Origin of the sequence: Micromonospora craniellae (assembly GCF_014764405.1) — a bacterium.
GTDB lineage: Bacteria > Actinomycetota > Actinomycetes > Mycobacteriales > Micromonosporaceae > Micromonospora > Micromonospora craniellae.
In genome coordinates, this window is sequence record NZ_CP061725.1 from 5,544,648 (window position 1) to 5,566,172 (window position 21,525).

Here is a 21,525-nt window from a genome sequence, read left to right on the forward strand (position 1 = left end):
TGCACCGGCCGACGAGGAGGACCTGATGTCCCTGCTGTCCCTGCATGACGTCGTCGTCGAGTTCGACTCCCGGGTGGGTCCGGTGCGGGCTTTGGACGGGGTCAGCCTGGACGTCGCCGAGGGGGAGACCCTCGCCCTGCTGGGCGAGTCCGGCAGCGGCAAGAGCGTCACCGCGCAGGCCATCCTCGGCCTGCTGCCCCGGCCCGCCGGCCGGATCGCCGCGGGCCGGATCACCTTCGACGGTACGGAGTTGACCACGGCCTCGGCCCGGCGGATGCGTGCCGTACGCGGTGGCGAGATCAGCATGGTCTTCCAGGATCCGCTCTCCTCGCTCAACCCGGTGCACCCGATCGGTCGGCAGATCGGCGAGACGCTGCGGGTGCACCGGGGCCTGTCCAAGGCCAAGGCCCGCGCGGAGGCGCTCGATCTGATGCGCCGGGTCGGTATCCCCGACCCGGCGCGCCGGATCGACGACTACCCGCACCAGCTCTCCGGCGGGATGCGGCAACGCATCATGATCGCCATCGCGATCGCCCTGCGCCCACGCCTGATCATCGCCGACGAGCCGACCACCGCGCTCGACGTCACCGTCCAGGCGCAGATCCTGCAACTGCTGTCCGAGCTGCAACGCGACTACCGGATGGCACTCATCCTGATCAGTCACGACCTCGGCGTGGTGGCCGCGCACGCCAGCCGCATCGCGGTCATGTACGCCGGGCGCATCGTCGAGACCGGCCCGCTGCGCCAGGTGTACGAGAACCCGGCCCACCCGTACACCCGCAGCCTGCTCCAGTCGGTGCCGACGCTCACCGCGCCCACCGCACGGCTCACCCCGATCCCGGGTACACCGCCGTCGCCGGAGGCCCTGCCACCCGGCTGCCCGTTCCACCCCCGGTGCGCGTGGCGGGTCGACCTGTGCGCGGAGCAGCGGCCCACGCTGGAGCTGCTCCCCACCGCCGACGGCCCGGGACGCGCTGCGGCCTGCCACCGTTCCGAGGAGGTACGCGACGATGCCTGAGCCCACCCCGGCCCTGCTGGAGGTCGAGGACCTCCGGGTGCACTACCCGATCCGGTCCAGCGTGCTGCGCCGGACGGTCGGTCACGTCCGCGCCGTCGACGGCGTCTCCTTCCGGATCGGGGCCGGCGAGACCCTGGCGCTGGTCGGCGAGTCGGGCTGCGGGAAGACCTCCACCGCCCGCGCCCTGATCGGTTTGGAACGCGCCACCGGAGGCACCATCCGTTTCGACGGCAGGAACCTGACCCGCCTGAGCGCGGCCGAGCGTCGACAACTCACCCGCCGGGTGCAGTACGTCTTCCAGGACCCGTACGCCTCGCTGAACCCCCGGCTCACCGTCCGGGAGATCCTCCGCGAGGGCTGGCTGATCCACCGTGACCTGGTGCCGCGCCGCGAGCAGGCCGACGAGGTGGTCCGGTTGCTGGAACAGGTGGGGCTGACCGCCGCGCACGCCGACCGGTACCCGCACCAGTTCTCCGGCGGGCAGCGGCAACGCATCGGGATCGCCCGGGCGCTGTCGATGCGGCCCGCCCTGATCATCTGTGACGAGCCGGTCTCCGCGTTGGACGTGTCGATCCAGGCGCAGATCCTCAACCTGCTCGCCGACCTGCGCGCCGAGATGGGACTGTCCTACCTGTTCATCTCGCACGACCTGCACGTGGTACGCCACGTCAGCGACCAGGTCGCGGTGATGTACCTCGGCACCGTCGTCGAGCAGGGGCCGACGCGGGAGGTCTTCGAGTCGCCGACCCACCCGTACACCCAGGCGCTGCTCTCCGCGGCGCCCGACCCGTTCCCGTGGCGGCAGCAGGGTCCGGAGCCGATCGTGCTCGCCGGTGACCTGCCCTCCCCGGCGGACCCGCCCTCCGGCTGCCCGTTCCGCACCCGCTGCTGGCTGGCCCGACCGGAGTGCGCTGAGCACCGGCCGCCGCTGGTGGGGGAGCGACACCGGTGGGCCTGTCCGGTCGTGTCCGCTCCGGCGGTCTCCCGGTGAGCAGGCGGGTCCTGGTCACCGGCGCGGCCGGGGCGATCGGCGGCGAACTGGTCGCCGCCTTCCTGGCCCGAGGCTGGCGGGTCGCCGGGCTGGATCGGCGACCGCCCGAGCCCTCGACCACCGCCGGACCGGCCCGGCGGCGACCCGAGCATCCGGGCGCTGCGGCGCTGGACACTCCGCCCACCGCCGGGCTGACCTGGCTGTCCGCCGACGTGACCGACGCGTCGGCCGTCGAGGCCGCCGTCGACCGGCTCCGCGCCGACTGGGGCGGGCTCGACGTCCTGGTCAACAACGCCGCCGTCGGCCCGCCCCGGGCGCCGGTGGGCCGGGAGACGGCAGCGCACCTGCGCAGCGTGTTGGAGGTGAACCTCGTCGCCCCGCTCGCGCTGGTCCAGGCCACGCTGCCCCTGCTCACCGCCGGGGACGCCCCCGCCGTCGTGCAGCTCTCCTCGATCGGCGGCTCCCGGGCGTTCCGGGGCAACGCGGCCTACGTGGCCAGCAAGGGCGGCATCGAGGCGATGACCCGCGCCCTGGCGCTGGACCTGGCCGGACGCGGTATCCGGGTCAACGCGGTCGCCCCCGCGATGGTGCGTACCCCGGGTTGGGACGACGCCGGACCGAATGAGGTCGCCCGGCGTACCGGTCTCGTCCCCCTCGGCCGTGCGGGCACCCTCGCGGAGGTCGCCGCCGCGGTGAGCTTCCTCGCCGGGTCGGAGTCCGGCTACATCACCGGGGTGGTGCTGCCGGTCGACGGCGGCCTGGGCGCCCAGGCGTACAGCCCGGTGGAGGAACCCGGAGTCGCCGCCACCCTCGACCCGTCCACCGGGGACGACTGATGCGGATCGCCACGCTGGCCCGGATGCTGCCGCACCCGGAGGCGGTCTGCGTCGGCGCGGACGGGCACCTCTACGCCGGACTCGCCCTGGGCAGCCCGCAGGGGCGTGGTCCGATCGTCCGGATCGACCCCGGCGACGGCTCCGCGCAGTGGTTCACCGACACCGGCGGACGCATCCTCGGGCTCGCCCGCGCCGGAGACGGCCTCGTCGGGTGCGACGTGGCCCGGGCGGAACTGGTCCGGATCTCCTCCGACGGCACGGTCACCGCCCGCACCGGCACCGCCGACGGTCGACGTCTGCTCCGCCCGAACGGCTGCGTCGTGGACGCCGCCGGAGGTGTCTGGTTCACCGACTCCGGCACCGCCACGGCCGGCGAGCCGACCGGGTCGGTCTGCTACGCGGCCCCGGGACAGACCCGGACGTGCCGGGTCACCGCCGCCGGCCTGGTCTATCCCAACGGCATCGGGATCAGCCCGGACGGCAGCACCCTGTACGTCTCCCTGACCCGGGACAACACGCTGCTCGCCTTCGACGTGGTGGCTCCCGGTCGACTCTCCGGCCGCCGCACGGTGGCCACCGGCGGCGCGCTGGCCGACGGGCCGGACGGGCTCACCGTCGCCCCCGACGGGACCTGCTACCTGGCCGTCACCCGGGGCTCCCGGGTCGTCCGGATCACCCCCGACGGCCGGGTCGACACCGTGATCGAGGCACCCGACCTGCTGCGGATGCCGTCCCACGCGGCGCTGCACGGTGATCGGCTGCTGGTGCCTTCGCTGTTCGGCGACACCGTCACCGCCATCGACCTGGACGCATAACGCGTCACGGCAGCCGGGTTGCATGGCGGGCTGGCGCTGGCTCAGTGGCGCTTGGCGGAGGCGACGAACGACCGCCAGGCGGCGGGGTCGAAGGCGAGTACCGGACCGGTGAGGTCCTTGCTGTCGCGCACGGCGACCACACCGGTCAGGTTGTCGGCGACCTCGACGCATTCGCCGCTGCTGGTGCCGCTGCGGGTGGACTTCCGCCAACGTGCGTTACTGAGGTCCATGCTGGCTCTCAACTTCCTTGATCAGGGCGACCGAGAGGGTTCTGGGAAGGGCGACGCCCCTTACGCATTCCCATTTGGCCAGAAGTGTAGTTACTCGCTCCTCGGTGCCGGCCGCCTCGCCGCCGAGGTGGTTCTCCAGGTGCCGTCCCGTAGCCGGGCCAGGGACAACGGCCCGTCCAGCCCGACGTGCAGACCGGCGCTCGCGGGAATGACGTGGATGTCGACGAATGACAAGTCCGCCATCCGCAGCAGATGGGCGAGCTGCTCGGCCATGATGGCGTCGGTGCGGCGGGCGTAGGGCAGGTCGACCGGGCGGGTGCCGGTCTCGACAGCCGACACGGTGGAGGCCGAATCATTCGTCCGCTTGCCGAACTCGTCCTGGTTCATGCCGGCCAACGCCCGTCCCGCGCCCCCCCCGGGTACGCCGGTGTGGCCGGCGGTGACGGGTCCGGCAGAATCGGCGGGTGCCCGTCCACCTGATCACCGACCCGGACGACGAGCGGATCGGCGACTACCGTGCGCTGACCGACGTCGAGCTGCGGACCCGCTGGGAGCCACCGCACGGCCTGTTCATCGCCGAGGGGGAGCTGGTGCTGCGCCGGGCGTTGCGTGCCGGGTACCCGGCACGGTCCTACCTGGTCGACGCCAAGCGGGTCGACCAACTCGCCGACCTCGACACCGGTGACGCCCCGGTTTACGCCGCCAGCCAGGACGTGTTGCGCGAGGCCACCGGGTTCCACGTGCACCGGGGAGTCCTCGCCTCGTTCCGGCGCACGCCGCTGCCGAGCGCGGCCGAGGTGCTCGCCGCCGCCCGCCGGGTGGTGATCCTGGAGGACGTGAACAACCATACGAACCTGGGGGCTATCTTTCGGGCGGTCGCCGCGCTCGGGGTGGACGCGGTGCTGCTCTCGCCGTCCTGCGCCGACCCGCTCTACCGGCGCAGCGTACGGGTGAGTATGGGCGAGGTCTTCGCCGTGCCGTACGCGAAGCTGGACCCCTGGCCGGCGGCGCTGGACGAGGTGCGGGCCGCCGGGTTCACCGTACTGGCGATGACCCCGGCCCCGGACGCGGTGCCGATCCAGCGGCTCACGCCCGCCCAGCGGGAGCGCGCCGCGCTGCTGCTCGGTGCCGAGGGGGCCGGGTTGACGGCGGCGGCGATGGCGGCCAGCGACGTACGGGTGGTGATCCCGATGCGGCGGGGCGTGGACTCGCTCAACGTCGCCGCCGCCACCGCCGTGGCCTGCTGGGAGCTGGGCCGCGACGACGCCTGACCGTCGAGGTTCGGGTCGACCTGCGGGTACCGTGTCGCTCGTGTTCCCTACCGTCCGTGAGGTTCTCGCGCTGGGCCCGGTCCGCCACGGTGCGCCGCGCCTGGTCGCCGGGGAGGCGGGGCTGGACCGGCCGGTGCGCTGGGTGCACGTGGCCGAGGTGCCGGACATCGCCACCCTGCTGCGGGGTGGTGAGTTGGTGCTGACCACCGGCATCGGGCTTCCCGGCGCGGACGCCGGGCTGCGGGCCTTCATCGGCGATCTGGCCGGCGTCGGCGTCTCCGGGCTGGTGGTGGAGTTGGGCCGCCGTTATCACACCGGCGTGCCCCGGGTGATGGCCGCCGCCGCCGAGCGGCACGGCATGCCGCTGGTGGAGTTGCGGCGGGCCACGCCGTTCGTCCGGGTCACCGAGGCGGTGCACGCGCTGATCGTGGACGCGCAGCTCACCGAGTTGCGAGCCACGGAGGAGATCCACCAGCGGTTCACCGAGCTGTCGGTGGAGGGGGCCGACCCCGGCGAGGTGGTCCGGCAGGTCGCCGAGCTGTCCGGCTGCCCGGTGGTGTTGGAGAATCTGTCCCGGCAGGTGCTCGCGTACGACCCGGCGCGAGAGAACGCCGAGCTGCTGCTCGACGGGTGGGAGCAGCACTCGCGGCGGATCCAGCCGGCCGGACGCACGGTGTACGACCCTGACAGCGGCTGGCTGGTCACCACGGTCGGCGCGCGGGGCGAAGACTGGGGGCGGCTGCTGCTGCGCTGGCCGGGCGGGGGCGAGTGGAGCTCCGTGAGGGACGCGGTGACCGGCGCGGTCTCGCCGCCGACCCGGCTGACCATCCTGGTCGAGCGGGCCGCTTCGACGCTGGCGCTGGGCCGGTTGATCCGGCGGGACGCCGAGGGCCTGGAACGGCAGATCCACCGCACCCTGCTCACCGCGTTGCTGGACCGCTCCCGCCCAGTGGACGAGGTGGCCCTGCGAGCCCGAGGGCTCGGGCTGGTGCTGGAACGCCGGCACCTGGTCGGGGTGGTGGTCCGGCACCGGGCCGACGACCCGGAGAGCGGCCCCACCGGCACCGGCAACGGCGGTGACCCCGGCCCGGCCCGGCTGCGGGACCTGGCCGAGGCGGTCGGCCAGGCGGTGCGGGAGGCGAACCTGACCGGGCTGACCAGCGCCGTGGACGACCAGGCGGTGGGGACACTGCTGGCCCTGCCCGACCCGGCGGCGGAGGACCGGGCGCTGGCCTCGTTCGCCGCAGCACTGCGCCGAACCCGACCCGAGTCCCGACCTGCCGATGTGGCGTCGATCCGGGCGGCCGGAGGCGGGCGAGGGGTCGAGCCGGGCCGGGGGGCCGGAGGGCTCATCATCGCGGCCGGGGCGGGGGTGGGCAGCCTGCGGGAGGCGGGTCGGTCGCTGATCGAGGCCCGGCAGGTCGCCGAGGCCGCCCGCAACGACCGGCGGGACCTGCCGATCTTCCGGCTGCCGCACGTCGGGCTCGCCGGGCTGCTGCACCTGCTGCGCGACGAGCCGCGCCTGCAGACGTTCGTCGAGCGCGAGCTGGGTGCCTTGCTGGTGTACGACGCCCAGCACCCGCGGGAGCACCTGCTCGGCACCCTGCGGGCGTACCTTGAGCAGGGCCGAAACAAGTCGGCGGCGGCCAGCGCGGCGCACCTGTCCCGCCCGGCGTTCTACGAGCGGCTGGCCCGCATCGGCCGCATCCTCGACGTCGACCTCGACTCCGTGGACGCCTGCCTCTCCCTACACGTCGCCCTCCTGGCCCTAACCGCCATCCGCCCCTCCTGACCGTCCACCCTCGCCCCGCCGATCATGGAGTCGTGGCGAGGACAAATGCTGTCAAGATGTCGATAACGACTGCCACAACTCCGTGATCGACGGGGAAAGTGGCGGGCGGCTCGGCTGACGCCCGTCACTCGGTCAGCGAGTGCAGGGCCTTGGTGTAGGCGGGCGGGACATAGCTGGGGCCGCCGCCGGAGGTGAAGGCGTCGGAGGTGGCGGCCGTCGCCCACGCGCTGTCCGGCACGGCGGCTACCAGGGCGCGTACGACGGGTGCGTCCCGCCAGTCGGGTTGCTGGGCGAGCAGGCTGAGCGCCACCACCGACTCCTCCACCTCGCCGACGCACTCGAACGGCTTGTGCCCGTCGACGCCGAGCAGTTCCCGGTAGCCGGGGATCTGCGTGGAGTCGGCGAGCAGGTCACCGCCGAAGACGCGGGTGATCCGCTCGCGGGGCATGAACGGGGCGAGGGCCAGGAACACGAAGCGGCACTTGGGGCAGTCGCGGCACCAGCGCTCGCTGGCGTCGCGCAGCTTGAACGCCGCGTTGCAGCTGGTCACCACGTCGTCGTACCGGTCGATGGTGGCGAACAGCCGGGCGATGTGCAGCTCCGACAGCGGGCGCAGCAGGGAGAAGTACGGTTCGACCAGCCCGGCGTGCTCGGCGAGGGCCGCCCGGAGCATTCCTTCGGCCTCCACCCCCTTGGACCACTGGTGGTTGACCTCGTGGCCGTTCCAGATCAGGTTCGGGTCGGACGCGGAGCGCTCGTTGGACATCACCACCGGGCCCAGCCCGTGCAGCACGGCGGTGGCGACCGCGATCAGCGAGTTGATCGCGGTGACCGGGATGTGCCCGTTGCGGGCGCCGGCCGCGTTCAACTCGAACAGCACCGGGTCGAGTCGTCGCCGGGCGGCCAGCGAGGTGAGCCCGGAGGCCGCGTTCACCGCGTTGATCACGTGGTTCGGATTGACCGAGAAGGGGACCGGGTCCAGGCCGGCGCGACGCATCGCCTCCAGGCTGACGATCGAGTCCTTGCCGCCGCCGACCGCCGAGAGGGGCCGCCGGCCGGAGTTGTCGTACTCCGGGGCGGCGGCGACCCGGCCGTCCGGGATCACCGGGGCCAGTTCGAGCACGTACGGCAACTGGTTGCGGTACGCGTACTCGGCCAGGCCCTTGGTGTAGACGGCGGTGACGAACCCGGCGGCGGCCGGGCCCAGCGGCGCCGGCAGCACCAGCTGCCCCGGCGCGGCGGCCTTGTAGTAGCTGACGCCGGCCACGACGTGCAGCAGCTCCAGCACCCGGCCGAGCGCCGCCTCGGCGGCGTCCGACGGTGACTCGTCGGGCACCGGGAGCGTGATCACCTCGGTGAATCGTTGCTCGCCGTCCGGCCCGGTCAGGGCGTAGTCGAACAACGCCTCCCCGGTCGAGAGATCGATCGAGTAGGACGGGAAGGTGAACGCGTCCATCCGCGCCAGCTGCGTATTGGGCACACGCCATACTAGGCCCTGGTTCGTCCGGCCGTGCCCGGCTCCGCCGGACCCCGCACGTGCCCCGTTGCCGCCACACCCGAGGAGAAGCTGTGCGCCTGTCTGACCTGCGCGGACGTACCGTCGCCGTCTGGGGGGCGGGTCGGGAGGGCCGGGCCGCGGTGATCGCGATCGCCGCTCACGGCCCGGCCGACCTGGTCGCCGTCGACGACAGCGCCAACTTCCTCTCGCTGCCCTGGGAGGGGCCGCTGGCGGAGGCGGCCCCGCTGGTCACCGGCGAGGAGGGCTTGGCCCGGTTGGTCGCCGCCGACGTGGTGGTCCGGTCGCCGGGCGTGCCGCAGACCCACCCGTGGCTGGTGGAGCTGCGTCGCCAGGGCGCCACCGTCACCCAGGGCACCTCGCTGTGGATGGCCGACCACGGCCCGCGCACCGTCGGGGTGACCGGCAGCAAGGGCAAGAGCACCACGTCGAGCCTGATCCACCACCTGCTGACCGCGGTGGACCGGCCGAACGTCTTCGGCGGCAACATCGGCGTACCGACGCTGGACCTGCCGGAGTCCGAGCTGTACGTGCTGGAGCTGTCCAGCTACCAGTGCAGCGACCTGACCGACTCGCCCCGGGTCGCGGTGGTCACCGCGCTGTTCCCCGAGCATCTCGACGCGCACGGCGGTGAGCGGGAGTACTACCGGGACAAGCTCAACCTGCTGGCGTACGGCCCACGGACGGTCGTGGTGAACGGCGCCGACCCTCGGCTGGCGTTCGAGCTGGGCGACCGGGCGGCGGTACGCGCCGGCAGCGCGGAGTCGGTGAACGTGGCCGCCGGGCCGGACGGTACGCCCTGGTTCCACCGGGTCGACCAGCCGTTGTTCCCCCGGGCGGTGCTGCCGCTGGTCGGCCGGCACAACGAGGGCAACCTGTGCGTGGCGTTGGCCGTGCTCGACGCCCTGGGAGTGGACCTGGTCGACCGGAAGGACACGCTGGCCGTGGCGGTCGCCGGGTTCCAGGGGTTGGCGCACCGGTTGACCGAGATCAGCGACCCGTCGGGCCTGACGTTCGTCGACGACACGCTGGCGACCAGCCCGTACGCGGCCATGCACGCCATCGATGCGTACGACGGGCGGCCGTTGACCGTGATCGTCGGTGGCGCCGACCGGGGTGTCGACTACACCCCGCTGCGCGAGCACCTGGCCGAGCGGGAACTGACCGTGATCGGCATCCCGGACAGCGGGGCACGCATCGTGGAGGCGCTGGACGGGCTGCCCAAGGTGCGTACCGACCTGGTCGAGGACCTGGCCGACGCGGTCCACCTGGCCCGGCAGGTCACGCCGGCCGGTGGCGTGGTCCTGCTGTCGCCGGCCGCCCCCAGCTACGGGCGGTTCCGCAACTTCGAGCACCGCTCGGAGGTCTTCGCCGAAGCGGTACGCACCACCGCCCCCGCCTGAGCGGCCCGGGTCCTCTCGATCGTCAGCCGGTCCGGCGGGCGTGCTGACCGACCTCGGCCAGCGTGGTGTGCAGGGCACGCATGGAACGGATCGCCGAGCGGATCTCCTGGAGGTAACGGCCGGGGGTGAGGGTGGGCTCCGGCAGGCGGGTCAGGTCGGGCAGGGTGGGGTCGACGCCGACGGTGTCGATCTCGCAGCCGTACGGCACGGCCAGGGTGCGCAGCGCGTCGCAGTGCTGGAACGGCACGTAGATCGGTGCGGTGACCAGCAGGACCGGTTCGTCGGGGAGGAGCCGGGCATGCTCGGCCCAGAACCGTTGGGTGTCGGCGGTGTGCGCGCGACGCCGCTGTGGCTCGCTGGACGGGGCGGCCAGTACCCGCACCTGCGGCAGCCCGGTCGGCCGGTAGGTCCGCGACGACCAGGAGTGGTGCGGATGGCCGGCGTCCAGGCCGTCCTCGGAATCCGGCACGCTGCGCCCGAACGTGCGCCGGACCGCCGCGTCGAGCACGTCGACCTCGGTGTCGCAGCCGGTCACACCGGCGTCGGCGAGCGTGCGTCGTTCCACTTCCGACAACGGCCGGTAGCTGCCCAGCACCGCCACCTCGCCGGTGACGCCGACATCGCCGCGCAGCAGATGGGCGGCGTAGGCGACCCGCCGCAGGCAGGCGTGGGCCAGGCCGCCCAGCACCACCAGGTGCGCGTAACGGGTGCGGGCCGGTGGTCGCGGCCGGACCAGGCCGAGCGTGCTCGCGGCGGCGTGGACCTGGGCGGCGCTGCGCTCGTCGAGGTCGGGTTCCCGGGCCTCGGGTCGCTCGCGCCCGGCCCGGAAGTCCCAGTGGCGGGCGGAGAACCCGTCGAGCGCGGCCAGCACGGCACCGAGGTCGCCGGCGGGCCACCTTCCGCCGAAGCCGGCCACCAACTCCCGTATCGGCGGGCTGCCGACCCAGCGGCTGATGCCGTCGAAGATCGCGGCAGCCGGATCGGCAGGGTCGCTGCACGGCAGCGGGACGGGATCGCGCCCACCGGTGAGCGGCGGTGGTCCGGTCGGTCCGGCGTCGGGGGGTGACACGGCCACGGGCGGTGGGACGGGACGCTCGGGCACGGATCGGATCGTACCGGCCGGTGACGCTGCACGGACCGGCGTACCGGCGGAGGATTGGCGGAAAACGTGAGCAGGAGGCTCTGTCCGTTGCCGGAAACGTGGTCGAAACTGCGGTCGACGACGGAAAGCGTTGACGTTCTGTCAACGGGTGCCGGTCACTGGGCGACACGTTGGCTCTTGTCCGGGCAGCGACGGCGGTGACACCGTCGCGGTTACCGCGAACCGAAGGGTGCGACGATGACCGACGATCTGCTGGCACGGCACAGGGCCGTGCTGCCGTCCTGGATGCCGCTCTACTACGCCGAGCCGATCGAACTCGTCTCCGGCGAAGGCCGCCGCGTCACCGACGCGCAGGGGCGCACCTACCTGGACTTCTTCGGCGGGGTGCTGACCAACATGATCGGCTACGACATCGCCGAGATCCGCGAGGCGGTGCAGCAACAGTTGGCCAGCGGGATCGTGCACACCTCGACGCTCTATCTGATCCGGCAGCAGGTGGAGTTGGCTGAGAAGATCGCCCGGCTCTCCGGGATCCCGGACGCCCGGGTCTTCTTCACCAACTCCGGCAGCGAGGCCAACGAGGCCGCGCTGCTGATGGCGACCAACTACCGCCGCTCGCACCAGATCCTCGCGGTCCGCAACAGCTACCACGGCCGCACGTACGCGACGATGGGCGTCACGGGCAACCGGGGCTGGTCGCCCAGTGCGCTCAACCCGCTCCAGGTGGCCTGGCTGCACTCCGGTGAGCGGCTTCGCGGTCTGCTCGCCCGGCTGCCCGAGGGCGACCGGATCGACGCGGCGGTGGAGGACCTGCGCGAGGTGCTCGCCACCCAGACCTCCGGCGACGTGGCCTGCCTGATCGCCGAGCCGATCCAGGGCGTCGGCGGGTTCGTGCACCCGCCGGACGGCCTCTTCGCCGGCTGGAAGAAGGTCCTCGACGAGCACAGCATCCTGCTTGTCTCCGACGAGGTGCAGACCGGCTGGGGGCGTACCGGCGAGCACTTCTGGGGTTACCAGGCCCACGGCGTCACGCCCGACCTGCTCACCTTCGCCAAGGGCATCGGCAACGGGTTCGCCCTGGCCGGGGTGGTCGGTCGGGCGGACGTGCTGGAGTCGGTGCCGGCGATCAGCTTCTCCACCTTCGGCGGCAACCCGGTCAGCGCCGCCGCCGGCAACGCCGTCCTGGACTACCTGCTCGACCACGACCTTCAGGCCAACGCCGCCCGGGTCGGCGCGATCCTCGGCGACGGCCTGCGCGCTGCGGTGGCCGGGCTCGACCAGGTCGCCGAGGTACGCGGCAAGGGCCTGATGCTCGCCGTGGAGTTCGTCCGGCCGGGCACCGGCGAACCGGATCCGGCGCTCACCGGGAAGGTGTTCGAGGCGTGCCGACAGGGTGGGCTGCTCGTCGGCAAGGGTGGCCTGCACGGCAACGTCCTGCGGATGGGGCCGCCGTTGACGCTCACCGAGGGGGAGGCCCGCGAGGGACTGGCCATCCTGGTCGAGGCGATCCGCGTGGAGGTTGTTCGATGAACCTGATCGGGCACTTCGTGGACGGCAAGCGGGTCGGCGGCACCTCGACCCGACGCGGGGACGTGTTCGACCCGGCCACCGGTCGGCGTACCGGGCAGGTGGAGCTGGCCTCCGCCGCGGACGTGGCGGTCGCCGTCGAGGCGGCCGAGCGCGCGGCGCGTACCTGGCGGGACGCGTCGCTGGCGAAGCGAACGGCGGTGCTGTTCGCCTTCCGGGAGCTGGTCAACGCGCGTCGGGACCGGCTCGCCGAGGTGATCACGGCCGAGCACGGCAAGGTGCTCGCCGACGCCGCCGGGGAGGTGCAGCGCGGTCTGGAGGTCATCGAGTACGCCTGCGGCATCCCGTCGGCGCTGCGCGGCGGTTTCAGCGAGAACGTCTCCACCGAGGTCGACTCGTACAGTCTGCGGCAGCCGCTCGGGGTGGTCGCGGTGATCAGCCCGTTCAACTTCCCGGTGATGGTGCCGCTGTGGTTCGTGCCGGTGGCGGTCGCCGCCGGCAACGCGGTGGTGCTCAAGCCGAGCGAGAAGGACCCGAGCGCGGCGTTGCTGCTGGCCGAGTGGTTCGCCGAGGCGGGACTGCCCGACGGGGTGCTGAACGTGGTCAACGGCGACGCCGAGGCCGTCGACGCGCTGCTGGACCACCCGACGGTCAGGGCGGTGTCCTTCGTCGGCTCCACCCCGGTGGCCCGGCACGTCTACCAGCGTGGCACCACGGCCGGTAAGCGGGTGCAGGCGCTCGGCGGTGCGAAGAACCACATGGTGGTACTGCCCGACGCAGATCTGGACCTGGCCGCCGATGCGGCGGTCAACGCCGGGTTCGGGTCGGCGGGGGAGCGGTGCATGGCGATCTCGGCGCTGGTCGCCGTGGAGCCGGTCGCCGACGACCTGGTGGCCCGGATCGCGGACCGGGTGGCCGGGCTGCGCACCGGCGACGGGCGGCGTGGCTGCGACATGGGTCCGCTGGTCACCGCCGCGCACGCGGACCGGGTCCGGTCCTACGTCGAGGCGGGGGTAGCGGCCGGCGCGGTGGCGGTGGTGGACGGCCGGGACGTGACGCCCGACGGTGACCCGGACGGCTTCTGGCTGGGTCCGACGCTGTTCGACCGGGTCACCCCGGACATGTCGATCTACACCGACGAGATCTTCGGCCCGGTGCTCTCGGTGTTGCGGGTGGGCTCTTACGACGAGGCGGTGGCGTTGGTCAACGCCAGCCCGTACGGCAACGGCACAGCGATCTTCACCAACGACGGCGGTGCGGCCCGCCGCTACCAGCACGAGGTGGAGGCCGGCATGGTCGGCGTCAACGTGCCGATCCCGGTGCCGATGGCGTACTACTCGTTCGGCGGCTGGAAGGCGTCGCTCTTCGGTGACCTGCACGCGCACGGCGCCGACGGGGTGGCGTTCTTCACCCGGGGCAAGGTGGTCACCAGCAGGTGGTTGGACCCCCGCCACGGCGGGGTCAACCTCGGCTTCCCCACCCAGACCTGAGCAGGCGCAGGACGCCCGCCCCGGCCAGGTAGGCGACCAGGGCGGCGACGGGCAGCCCGAGCGGTTCAGGCGCGGTCTTCGCGGTGGCGCTGTTGGCCACCAGGGCGTATCCGACGGCGGCGAAACCGGCGACGGTCAGCGCGCCGCGCACGGCCGCCCGCCGGCTGATCGGCCGCCCGCCACCTGGTGGATGGCCGTCTTCCGGCGGGTGGGCGGCACCGTCGTCGGTCCGGGCCGGGGCGGGCTTCGAGTCGTCGGGCCCGTCCCGGCGACTCGCGGTGGAGCGGCCGGTGCGGGCCTCGATCGGGCCGAAGACCGCGACCAGCGCGGCGAGCACCACGGCGAGCAGCAGCACCCAGGGCAGCCGCCAAGCCAGCCAGGCCGCCGACCCGGCCGGAGGGGTGGGTAGGACGCCCAGCCAGTCCAGCGCGCCGACCAGCAGGATCACGGCGCTCAGGTGCCACAGGAAGACGGTGAGCACGACCGAGTTGACGGCGATCACCGCCTGCCACGGGCGGCTGCGGTGCAGCCACCGTTCGGCCCGCTCCCGCAGCAGCAGGATCAGCCCGAGTTGGGCGGTGGCCACGGCCAGCAATGCCACGCTCGGCGGTGCGGCGTTGTCCAGCCGCTGCCCGGGCAGATTGATCATACTGACCGGGTACGGGCCCGGGCCGGTGAGCAGCACCGCGACCCCCAGACCGGCGACGAGCAGGACCAGGGCGGCGCGGCGGGACATCGGCAGGCAGCGGGTCCGCAGGCCGAGTCGGGCGCCGGCCGGGCGGTTTCCGGTCGGATGGCAGTGCCCCCGGCGAGCGTCGAACCAGGCGAAGCCGACCTGGTGCACGGCCAGCCAGCCGAGCAGGTAGTTGGGCAGGGCCGCCGCCTCAGGACCGACCGCCCGGCCGAGGTCTCCGGCGGCCACGAGCAACGCCAGCGCGACCGGTACGGCCAGTCCGAAACGGCGGTGCAGCGCGTACATGAGCGGGGTCAGCGGCACCACCACGAGATAGGCGGCGAGGAACCACAGCGGGATCGTGGCGAACCAGACGACGGTGCGCACCATGCTCGGCTCGACGCCGACCACCCTGGCGACCAGCGCGCCCCCGGCCAGCACCAGCACCAGCGCGCTGGTCGGGCGTAACAGCCGGGCGCTCCGCCCGAGCAGCCACCCGGCCGCGTCGCCGCCACGCCCCCGGTGCGCGGCCAGCGAGGCGGCGTTGGCGTAGCCGCCGACCAGGAAGAACACCGGCATCACCTGGACCGCCCAGGTCAGCGGATAGGCCCATGGGATCGCGGGCAGGGCGGAGTGGCCGTCGGGCTGCCCGTGCTCGTCGTAGCGGATCGCCGCGACCGCCCAGTGCCCGAGGACGACCATCATGATCGCCATGGCCCGCAGCAGGTCGAGGTAGCGCTCACGGTCGGCCGGCGTCCGGGCGGCGAGTCGGGCCAGGCGGCGCATGATCCCGAGGGTATGCGCTCGCGGCGGCGAGCGTGCGGCTGACAGCCCCGGAGTCGTTCCGGAGTGCCTGAGTGTCCGAGTGCGAGTCCCAGACGAGTGCCCAAAGTGGGATGCCCGAGTGCGAGTGTGCACGGCGGGTGGAGAAAGAGCGGCGGATGGCGAACGGGCGGCCGGTGGGTCAGGTGAGTGAGGGGACCAGGCGGGCGTGCAGGGCGGCCGGGTCGGTTGCCTCGGGGAGGTCCCGGGCGGCCAGCCAGGCGGCTGCTGCTGCGCCGTCCCCGGCCCGTCGGACCGGTGCATGTGGCCAGCGTCGCCGGGCCTCGGTGCGGACGGCGGCGGCGTCGAGCACCAGCGGGGCGAGTCGGGACAATTCCACCGGAGGGCGGCGGGTGACGGCCTGTACGAGCGCGTCGACGGTGGCCCGGGGGCGGGCCGCGATCTGGGCGGAGCCGATCAGTTCGGTGAGCACCCGCCGGCCGAGTTCGCCCGGGTCGGTCCCGCTGTCGAGCCAGCCCGATGACACCGGCGCGGACCCGGGTCGGGTCGATGCCGGCGAGAGCCGCGCGCAGTGCGGTCAGGAGTTCCCCGGCGGCGCGGGTGGCACCGTGACTCGTGGGGTTGCCGCCGCCGGCTCGGCCGGTGCCGAGGCGGTCGCCGTCGAGGGTCACGGCGAGCGCCCGGGTGGACGTACCGCCGATATCGAGGCCGAGCACGACGGTGCCGGACATCGGCGCCCACCTCCTTGATCGATCTGCGTTCATGCTGGTCGCGGTACACCTCGTGGACAAGCCGTAGCCGAGGCCCGACGCTGTGCCCCAGGTAACAGTTTGAAAACTTCGCCCACGGTCTTGACACGGAGGTGGCTTCAGTAAGAACTTTTACCACTATCAGTTAACAGTCTTTTCCGAAAGGCGTCCCATGGTTGATCACGAGGCGGACACCTCCGCGGGCACCGCGGTGGCCGACGCCGACCGGGTTGACCGGCGGGGCGCCCTCGGCGTCGCCTCGGGCGGGATTCTCGCTCGGGTGCGCAGCGGGGCCGACGAGCTGACCGGCGCGTTGCGCCGGGTCGCCGAGCACGTCCTCAGCGACCCGGAGGCGGCGGCCCGGGCCACCATCGTCGAGTTGGCCGAGCGCAGCGGCACGTCACCGGCCACGGTCACCCGGTTCTGCCGGGCGATGGGCTTCGACGGCTACGCCGACCTGCGGCTGGGCATCGCCGCCGAGACCGGGCGGGCCCGGTCCGCCGGGTGGACGGTCGACATCGGACGCGAGATCCAGCCCGGCGACCCGCTGGACCGGGTGCTGGAACAGATCATGGCGGCCGACACCCGGGCCATGCACGACACCGCCGCGTTGCTCGACCTCGGCGAGGTGGAGCGGGCCGCGACCGCCATCGCCGGGGCCAGCCGGGTGAACATCTTCGGCGCCAGCGGCAGCGCCCTGGTCGGCGAGGAGATGCAGTTCAGCCTGCACCGCATCGGGGTGGCCGCCTGGGCGTGGAACGATGTGCACTCCGGGCTCGCCTCCGCCGCGCTGCTGCGACCGGGCGACGTCGCGCTGGGCATCTCGCACAGCGGCCAGACCCGGGAGGCCATCGAGATGGTGGCCGAGGGCGGCAGCCGGGGCGCGACCACCATCGCGCTGACCGGATTCCGCCGCTCGCCGCTGGCCGAACTGGCCGACATCGTGCTGCTGACCGCCAGCCACGCCACCACGTTCCGCCCGGACGCGCTGTCGGCCCGGCATCCGCAACTGGTCGTCCTCGACCTGCTCTACATCGCGGTCGCCCAGCGCACCCACGACCGTGCCCACGCGGCCTTCCGGCGTACCGCCCAGGCCGTAGACGGGCACAAGGCCGCGAGGGGAGCCAGCGCATGATCAGCGCCCAGGGGTACGCGGCCGCCGTCCGTCCGGTCCTCGACCGGCTCGTCGACCGGGAGGCCGAACCGCTCGGCCGGGCGGCCGACCTGATCGCCGCCAGCCTGCGCGACGGCGGGGTGCTCCAGGCGTTCGGCGCCGGGCACTCCGAGGCGTTCGCCGCCGAACTGGTGGCCCGGGCCGGCGGGCTGGTGCCCTCCAACCGGATCTCCCTGCACGACCTGGTGCTGCACGGCGACGCCCCGCGTGACGTGCTCGCCGACCCGAAGCTGGAGCGCGACCCGGCCATCGCCCACCAGCTCTACGAGATCGCCGCGCCGCAGCCGCAGGACGTGTTCGTGGTGGCGTCCCAGTCCGGCATCAACGGCTCGGTGGTCGAACTGGCCCTGCTGGTCACCGGTCGCGGTCACCCGTTGATCGCGGTCACCTCGGTCGAGCACACCGGACGGGTCGCCCCGCGCCATCCGTCCGGCCGGCGGCTCGTCGATCTCGCCGACGTCGTGCTGGACAACGGCGCGCCGTACGGCGACGCACTGCTGCCGCTCGAGGGCGGCGGCGCGGTCTGTGCGGTCTCCTCGGTCACCTCGGCGCTGCTGGCGCAGCTGTTGACAGCGGAGGTCGTACGACGGTTCCACCAGGCCGGAGAGGCACCCCCTATCTACCTCTCCGCCAACGTCCCCGGTGGGGACGAGCACAACCTCGCCCTCGAGTCGCGGTACGCCGGACGTCTCCGGCGCACCGCCTGACCCGACACCACAAGGAGAGTCAGAGATGTCCGTTTCCTCCGATCTGAACCGCCGGACCCTGCTGCGCCGCGCGGCCGCCGCGGGCCTCCTGGTGACCCCGGCCGTGGGTCTGCTCAGCGCCTGCGCGGGCAGCACGCCGAGCGAGAACACCGACAACGCCGGGGAGAAGAGCACCGACAACCCCTTCGGCGTGCAGGACGGCAGCGCCGTGAAGGTGGTCATCTTCAACGGTGGACTGGGTGACGCCTGGGCCAAGGAGGACCAGGCGATCTTCAACGCCAAGCACCCGAACGTCACCGTCAACATGAGCTCCACCCAGAAGATCAAGACCGAAGAACAGCCCAAGATGGCGACCACGCCCAGCGACGTCGTGATGAACTCGGGCGCCGACATGATGGACGTCAGCACCCTGGTCAACGAGGGTGCCATCGAGCCGCTGGACGACCTGCTCGCCGCCCCGGCCTGGGAAGGCGGCGGCACCGTCGCCGATACCCTGCTGCCCGGGACGGTCGCCGACGGCACCTTCCAGGGCAAGTTCTTCGTGGTGAACATCGCCTACACGGTCTGGGGCAACTGGTACAACTCCGCCCTGTTCGACCGGGAAGGCTGGACCCCGCCGAAGACCTTCGACGAGTTCTTCGCGCTGGCTCCGAAGATCAAGGCCAAGGGCATGTCGCCGTACGTCTACGACGCCGTGCACGGCTACTACCCGCGCTGGGCGCTGATGGCCACCATCTGGAAGTCGGCCGGCAAGCAGGCGGTCATCGACATCGACAACCTCAAGGAGAACGCCTGGCGTGCCGAGGGCATCCTGCCCGCTCTGGAGGTGTGGGAGAAGCTGGTCAAGGACAAGCTGGTGCTCCCGGGCAGGCTCGACCACACCCAGTCGCAGCAGGCATGGCTCGACGGCAAGGCGGCCTTCATCCAGGTCGGCACCTGGCTCAAGAACGAGATGGCGGCGACCATCCCGCCGGGCTTCGAGATGAAGATCTCCGACTACTGGGGCCTGGGCGCCACCGACAAGGCGCCCAACGACGTCTATGCCGGTGCCGGTGAGGGCATCGTGGTGCCGAGCAAGGCCCCGAACAAGGCGGCGGCCAAGGAGTTCCTGCGGGCCGTCCTCTCCAAGGCCGGTTCGGCGAAGTTCGCCGAGCTGACCAAGTCGCTCGCCTCCACCGTCGGCTCCGGCGACAACGTCCAGGACTCGGCCCTGGCCAGCGCCAACGAACTGATGAAGAACGCGCCGAAGGACCTGGTCTCGATCAAGTTCTGGAACTTCTACGCGGACATGGACAAGGAGAGCCAGAACCTCTCCCAGGAGTTGATGGCCGGCCGGCTCACCGCCGCGCAGTTCGTCGACAAGATGCAGGCTGCCGCCGACAAGGTGGCCAAGGACTCGTCCATCACCAAGCAGACCCGCGACGCGTGACAGCCGCCCGGACCTAACCGAACGAGGAAGTGGGAGAAATGCGGCACGGTGTTGCGCGTTTCGTCACGGGTTTCCTGGCACTGCCGGTCGGGCTCTACGTCTTCTACGTGGTGTGGCCCTTCCTGCAGGCTGCCGGGTACTCGCTGACCGACTGGGGAGGCTACTCCGACAGGCAGCAGTTCGTCGGGCTGGACAACTACATCCGGCTGTTCTCCGACGAGCTGATCAGAAAGGCGTTCTGGCACAACGTCTTCTTCCTGATCACCGTGCCGCTGTTCACCATCGCGCTGGCCCTGTTCCTCGCGTTCCTGCTCAACGTGGGCGGCCGCGAGGACAAGGCCGGCGTCCGGGGCGTCTTCGGCTCCGGTTTCTACAAGGTGATCTTCTTCTTCCCGCAGGTGCTGTCCCTGGTCGTCATCGCGGTGATGTGGCAGCAGATCTACCGCGCCGACAGCCAGGGCCTGATCAACGGCGTCCTGATGAAGATCGGGCTGGTCAGCGAGGAAGACCCGATCACCTTCGTGTACGACCCGGAGCCCTTCCTCGGCGTACCGGCGGTGCTGTGGTGGCTGTTGCTGATCGCGGTCTGGAGCGGCGCCGGTTTCTACATGGTGCTGTTCTCGGCGGCCATGCAGTCGATCCCGAAGGACGTGTACGAGGCGGCCATCCTCGACGGTGCGGGACGCTTCCACACCTTCTTCCGGATCACCCTGCCGCTGCTGCGGGACACCGTCTCGGTGGCCTGGGTCTACCTGGGCTTCATCGCCCTGGACATGTACGCCCTGGTCTTCGTGATGACACCCAGTCAGGGCGGTCCCAACCACGCCAGCGAGATCTTCGCGTCGGTGCTGAACTTCACCGCCTTCCAGAAGGGCCAGTTCGGCTACGCCTGCGCGATGGGTGTGGCGCTGGCGATCTTCACGATCCTGCTGGCCGCGCTCCAGCTCCGGATCACCCGTCGTGAGCGGATCGAGTACTGAGGAGACCTGGACGATGAGCACGGTGACCCACACCCCGGGTGGACCGGCCGGGCCCCACCATGCCCCGCCACCGGGGCGTACGCCGGCCGAGCGTGCCGCCGTAGGTGGCGGTCGTGCCGGGGCACGGTTCTTCAACGGCTTCTCGCACCTATTCCTCGCCGTCTGGGCGATCATGGTGATCTACCCGCTGCTGTGGGTGGTGATGTCGGCGCTCAAGACCGACTCGGAGGTGATCCGCAGGCCGCTGTCGCTGATCCCGGAGCAGTTGCAGTGGGGCAACTTCGCCCGGGCCTGGACCGAGGGCCGCATCGGCGACTTCTTCCTCAACACCGTGCTGGTGTTGACCGGCAGCGTGTTCCTCACCATGCTGCTCGGCTCGATGGCCGCCTACGTGCTCGCCCGTTACGAGTTCCGCGGCAACCGGCTGATCTACTACATGTTCCTGTCCGGCCTGACCCTGCCGATCTATCTCGCTGCGGTGCCGTTGTTCAAGGGCGTCCACAACACCGGTGTGGTGCTGCCGTTCCTCGGCCCGAACAAGCACCTGATGCTGATCCTGGTCTACGTGGCGTGGTCGCTGGCGTTCACCGTCTTCTTCATGCACTCGTTCTTCCGGACGCTGCCCACCGCGATCGCGGAGGCGGGCATGGTCGACGGGGCCTCGCACAGTCGACTGTTCTTCAACGTAATGCTTCCGATGGCCAAGCCCGGCCTGATCAGCATCGGCATCTTCAACGTGCTCGGTCAGTGGAACCAGTGGTACCTGCCGACCCTGTTGATGCAGTCGGTGGCCGGTGAGCCGAAGAACCAGGTGATCTCCCAGGGCCTGATCGAGTTGTCGGTGAACCAGGGCTACCGCTCCGACTGGTCCGGCCTGTTCGCCGGGGTGACGATGGCGATGCTGCCGGTGCTGATCGTCTACATCGTCTTCCAGCGCCAGGTGCAGTCCGGTCTCACCGCCGGCGTCAGCAAGTAGCCCACACCGTCCGTCCCCGACCCGTCGGGTCGGGGACGGACAGCGGCCGAGTGAGATGGCCGG

Annotated in this window: 19 protein-coding genes and 2 pseudogenes; 15 read left to right on the forward strand and 6 right to left on the reverse strand. The window is 72.0% G+C overall.

Going from position 1 to position 21,525, the window contains the following annotated elements; all coding sequences use genetic code 11:
* Nucleotides 1-25 precede the first annotated feature (25 nt).
* The 4 genes from ID554_RS25175 to ID554_RS25190 are packed head-to-tail and all read left to right on the forward strand — an operon-like array spanning nucleotide 26 to nucleotide 3,660.
* Nucleotides 26-1,018, forward strand: a complete 993-nt coding sequence (locus ID554_RS25175; RefSeq protein ID WP_117230587.1) for an ABC transporter ATP-binding protein — start codon at nucleotides 26-28, stop codon at nucleotides 1,016-1,018.
* The gene (locus ID554_RS25180; protein ID WP_117230586.1) at nucleotides 1,011-2,009 is read left to right on the forward strand and encodes an ABC transporter ATP-binding protein; all 999 of its coding nucleotides are present in this window, start codon (nucleotides 1,011-1,013) and stop codon (nucleotides 2,007-2,009) included. The genes ID554_RS25175 and ID554_RS25180 overlap by 8 nt, the downstream gene beginning before the upstream one ends.
* Complete coding sequence (locus ID554_RS25185; protein ID WP_158573821.1) at nucleotides 2,006-2,845, forward strand: SDR family NAD(P)-dependent oxidoreductase; 840 nt, start codon at nucleotides 2,006-2,008, stop codon at nucleotides 2,843-2,845. Before ID554_RS25180 ends, ID554_RS25185 begins: the two co-directional genes overlap by 4 nt.
* Nucleotides 2,845-3,660, forward strand: a complete 816-nt coding sequence (locus ID554_RS25190; protein WP_117230584.1) for an SMP-30/gluconolactonase/LRE family protein — start codon at nucleotides 2,845-2,847, stop codon at nucleotides 3,658-3,660. Before ID554_RS25185 ends, ID554_RS25190 begins: the two co-directional genes overlap by 1 nt.
* 41 nt (nucleotides 3,661-3,701) lie before the next feature.
* On the opposite strand, the gene ID554_RS25195 is transcribed toward ID554_RS25190, so the two are convergent.
* Complete coding sequence (locus ID554_RS25195; RefSeq protein WP_117230583.1) at nucleotides 3,702-3,890, reverse strand: DUF397 domain-containing protein; 189 nt, start codon at nucleotides 3,888-3,890, stop codon at nucleotides 3,702-3,704.
* Nucleotides 3,877-4,277: pseudogene (locus tag ID554_RS25200) on the reverse strand (Scr1 family TA system antitoxin-like transcriptional regulator). Before ID554_RS25200 ends, ID554_RS25195 begins: the two are co-directional and overlap by 14 nt.
* A 77-nt stretch (nucleotides 4,278-4,354) precedes the next feature.
* Between ID554_RS25200 and ID554_RS25205 the strand changes: the two are divergent.
* Together ID554_RS25205 and ID554_RS25210 are read left to right on the forward strand one after the other, a co-directional pair.
* Nucleotides 4,355-5,161 carry a TrmH family RNA methyltransferase gene (locus tag ID554_RS25205; RefSeq protein WP_117230582.1) on the forward strand — a complete coding sequence of 269 codons (807 nt, stop codon included), beginning with the start codon at nucleotides 4,355-4,357 and terminating at the stop codon, nucleotides 5,159-5,161.
* Between the two features lie 40 nt (nucleotides 5,162-5,201).
* Nucleotides 5,202-6,953, forward strand: coding sequence for a PucR family transcriptional regulator (locus ID554_RS25210; protein ID WP_449560071.1), 1,752 nt, complete (start codon nucleotides 5,202-5,204; stop codon nucleotides 6,951-6,953).
* Nucleotides 6,954-7,077: 124 nt separating this feature from the next.
* Here the strand turns inward: ID554_RS25210 and ID554_RS25215 are convergent, their stop codons facing one another.
* On the reverse strand, nucleotides 7,078-8,433 hold the full coding sequence (locus ID554_RS25215) for a hypothetical protein (RefSeq protein WP_117230580.1): 1,356 nt from the start codon (nucleotides 8,431-8,433) through the stop codon (nucleotides 7,078-7,080).
* Between the two features lie 89 nt (nucleotides 8,434-8,522).
* On the opposite strand from ID554_RS25215, the gene murD reads away from it, so the two are divergent.
* Nucleotides 8,523-9,872, forward strand: a complete 1,350-nt coding sequence (gene murD / locus ID554_RS25220) for a UDP-N-acetylmuramoyl-L-alanine--D-glutamate ligase (RefSeq protein ID WP_117230579.1) — start codon at nucleotides 8,523-8,525, stop codon at nucleotides 9,870-9,872.
* A gap of 22 nt (nucleotides 9,873-9,894) precedes the next feature.
* Here the strand turns inward: murD and ID554_RS25225 are convergent, their stop codons facing one another.
* Nucleotides 9,895-10,974 (reverse strand): hypothetical protein, encoded by a 1,080-nt coding sequence (locus tag ID554_RS25225; RefSeq protein ID WP_223884235.1) that lies wholly within the window; start codon nucleotides 10,972-10,974, stop codon nucleotides 9,895-9,897.
* Nucleotides 10,975-11,211: 237 nt separating this feature from the next.
* Here ID554_RS25225 and ID554_RS25230 point away from each other — a divergent pair, with 237 nt between their 5' ends.
* Both ID554_RS25230 and ID554_RS25235 read left to right on the forward strand, forming a co-directional pair.
* Complete coding sequence (locus ID554_RS25230; protein ID WP_117230578.1) at nucleotides 11,212-12,504, forward strand: aspartate aminotransferase family protein; 1,293 nt, start codon at nucleotides 11,212-11,214, stop codon at nucleotides 12,502-12,504.
* Complete coding sequence (locus ID554_RS25235) at nucleotides 12,501-13,991, forward strand: CoA-acylating methylmalonate-semialdehyde dehydrogenase (protein ID WP_117230577.1); 1,491 nt, start codon at nucleotides 12,501-12,503, stop codon at nucleotides 13,989-13,991. Before ID554_RS25230 ends, ID554_RS25235 begins: the two co-directional genes overlap by 4 nt.
* Here ID554_RS25235 and ID554_RS25240 read toward each other — a convergent pair.
* Together ID554_RS25240 and ID554_RS25245 are read right to left on the reverse strand one after the other, a co-directional pair.
* Complete coding sequence (locus ID554_RS25240; RefSeq protein ID WP_117230576.1) at nucleotides 13,963-15,450, reverse strand: acyltransferase family protein; 1,488 nt, start codon at nucleotides 15,448-15,450, stop codon at nucleotides 13,963-13,965. The genes ID554_RS25235 and ID554_RS25240 overlap by 29 nt on opposite strands.
* 178 nt (nucleotides 15,451-15,628) lie before the next feature.
* Nucleotides 15,629-16,118 (reverse strand): annotated as a pseudogene (locus ID554_RS25245) (hypothetical protein).
* On the opposite strand from ID554_RS25245, the gene ID554_RS31950 reads away from it, so the two are divergent.
* The 6 genes from ID554_RS31950 (at nucleotide 16,056) to ID554_RS25270 (ending at nucleotide 21,462) form a co-directional block, all read left to right on the forward strand.
* Nucleotides 16,056-16,196 (forward strand): hypothetical protein, encoded by a 141-nt coding sequence (locus ID554_RS31950; protein WP_223884729.1) that lies wholly within the window; start codon nucleotides 16,056-16,058, stop codon nucleotides 16,194-16,196. The pseudogene ID554_RS25245 and the gene ID554_RS31950 sit on opposite strands and share 63 nt — an antisense overlap.
* Before the next feature lie 172 nt (nucleotides 16,197-16,368).
* Nucleotides 16,369-17,331 (forward strand): MurR/RpiR family transcriptional regulator, encoded by a 963-nt coding sequence (locus ID554_RS25250; RefSeq protein WP_117230575.1) that lies wholly within the window; start codon nucleotides 16,369-16,371, stop codon nucleotides 17,329-17,331.
* Nucleotides 17,328-18,077 carry a sugar isomerase domain-containing protein gene (locus ID554_RS25255; RefSeq protein WP_117230574.1) on the forward strand — a complete coding sequence of 250 codons (750 nt, stop codon included), beginning with the start codon at nucleotides 17,328-17,330 and terminating at the stop codon, nucleotides 18,075-18,077. The genes ID554_RS25250 and ID554_RS25255 overlap by 4 nt, the downstream gene beginning before the upstream one ends.
* 25 nt (nucleotides 18,078-18,102) lie before the next feature.
* Nucleotides 18,103-19,506, forward strand: a complete 1,404-nt coding sequence (gene ngcE / locus ID554_RS25260; protein WP_117230573.1) for an N-acetylglucosamine/diacetylchitobiose ABC transporter substrate-binding protein — start codon at nucleotides 18,103-18,105, stop codon at nucleotides 19,504-19,506.
* A gap of 38 nt (nucleotides 19,507-19,544) precedes the next feature.
* Complete coding sequence (locus ID554_RS25265) at nucleotides 19,545-20,486, forward strand: carbohydrate ABC transporter permease (RefSeq protein ID WP_117230572.1); 942 nt, start codon at nucleotides 19,545-19,547, stop codon at nucleotides 20,484-20,486.
* A gap of 13 nt (nucleotides 20,487-20,499) precedes the next feature.
* Complete coding sequence (locus ID554_RS25270) at nucleotides 20,500-21,462, forward strand: carbohydrate ABC transporter permease (protein ID WP_117230571.1); 963 nt, start codon at nucleotides 20,500-20,502, stop codon at nucleotides 21,460-21,462.
* Nucleotides 21,463-21,525: the final 63 nt, after the last annotated feature.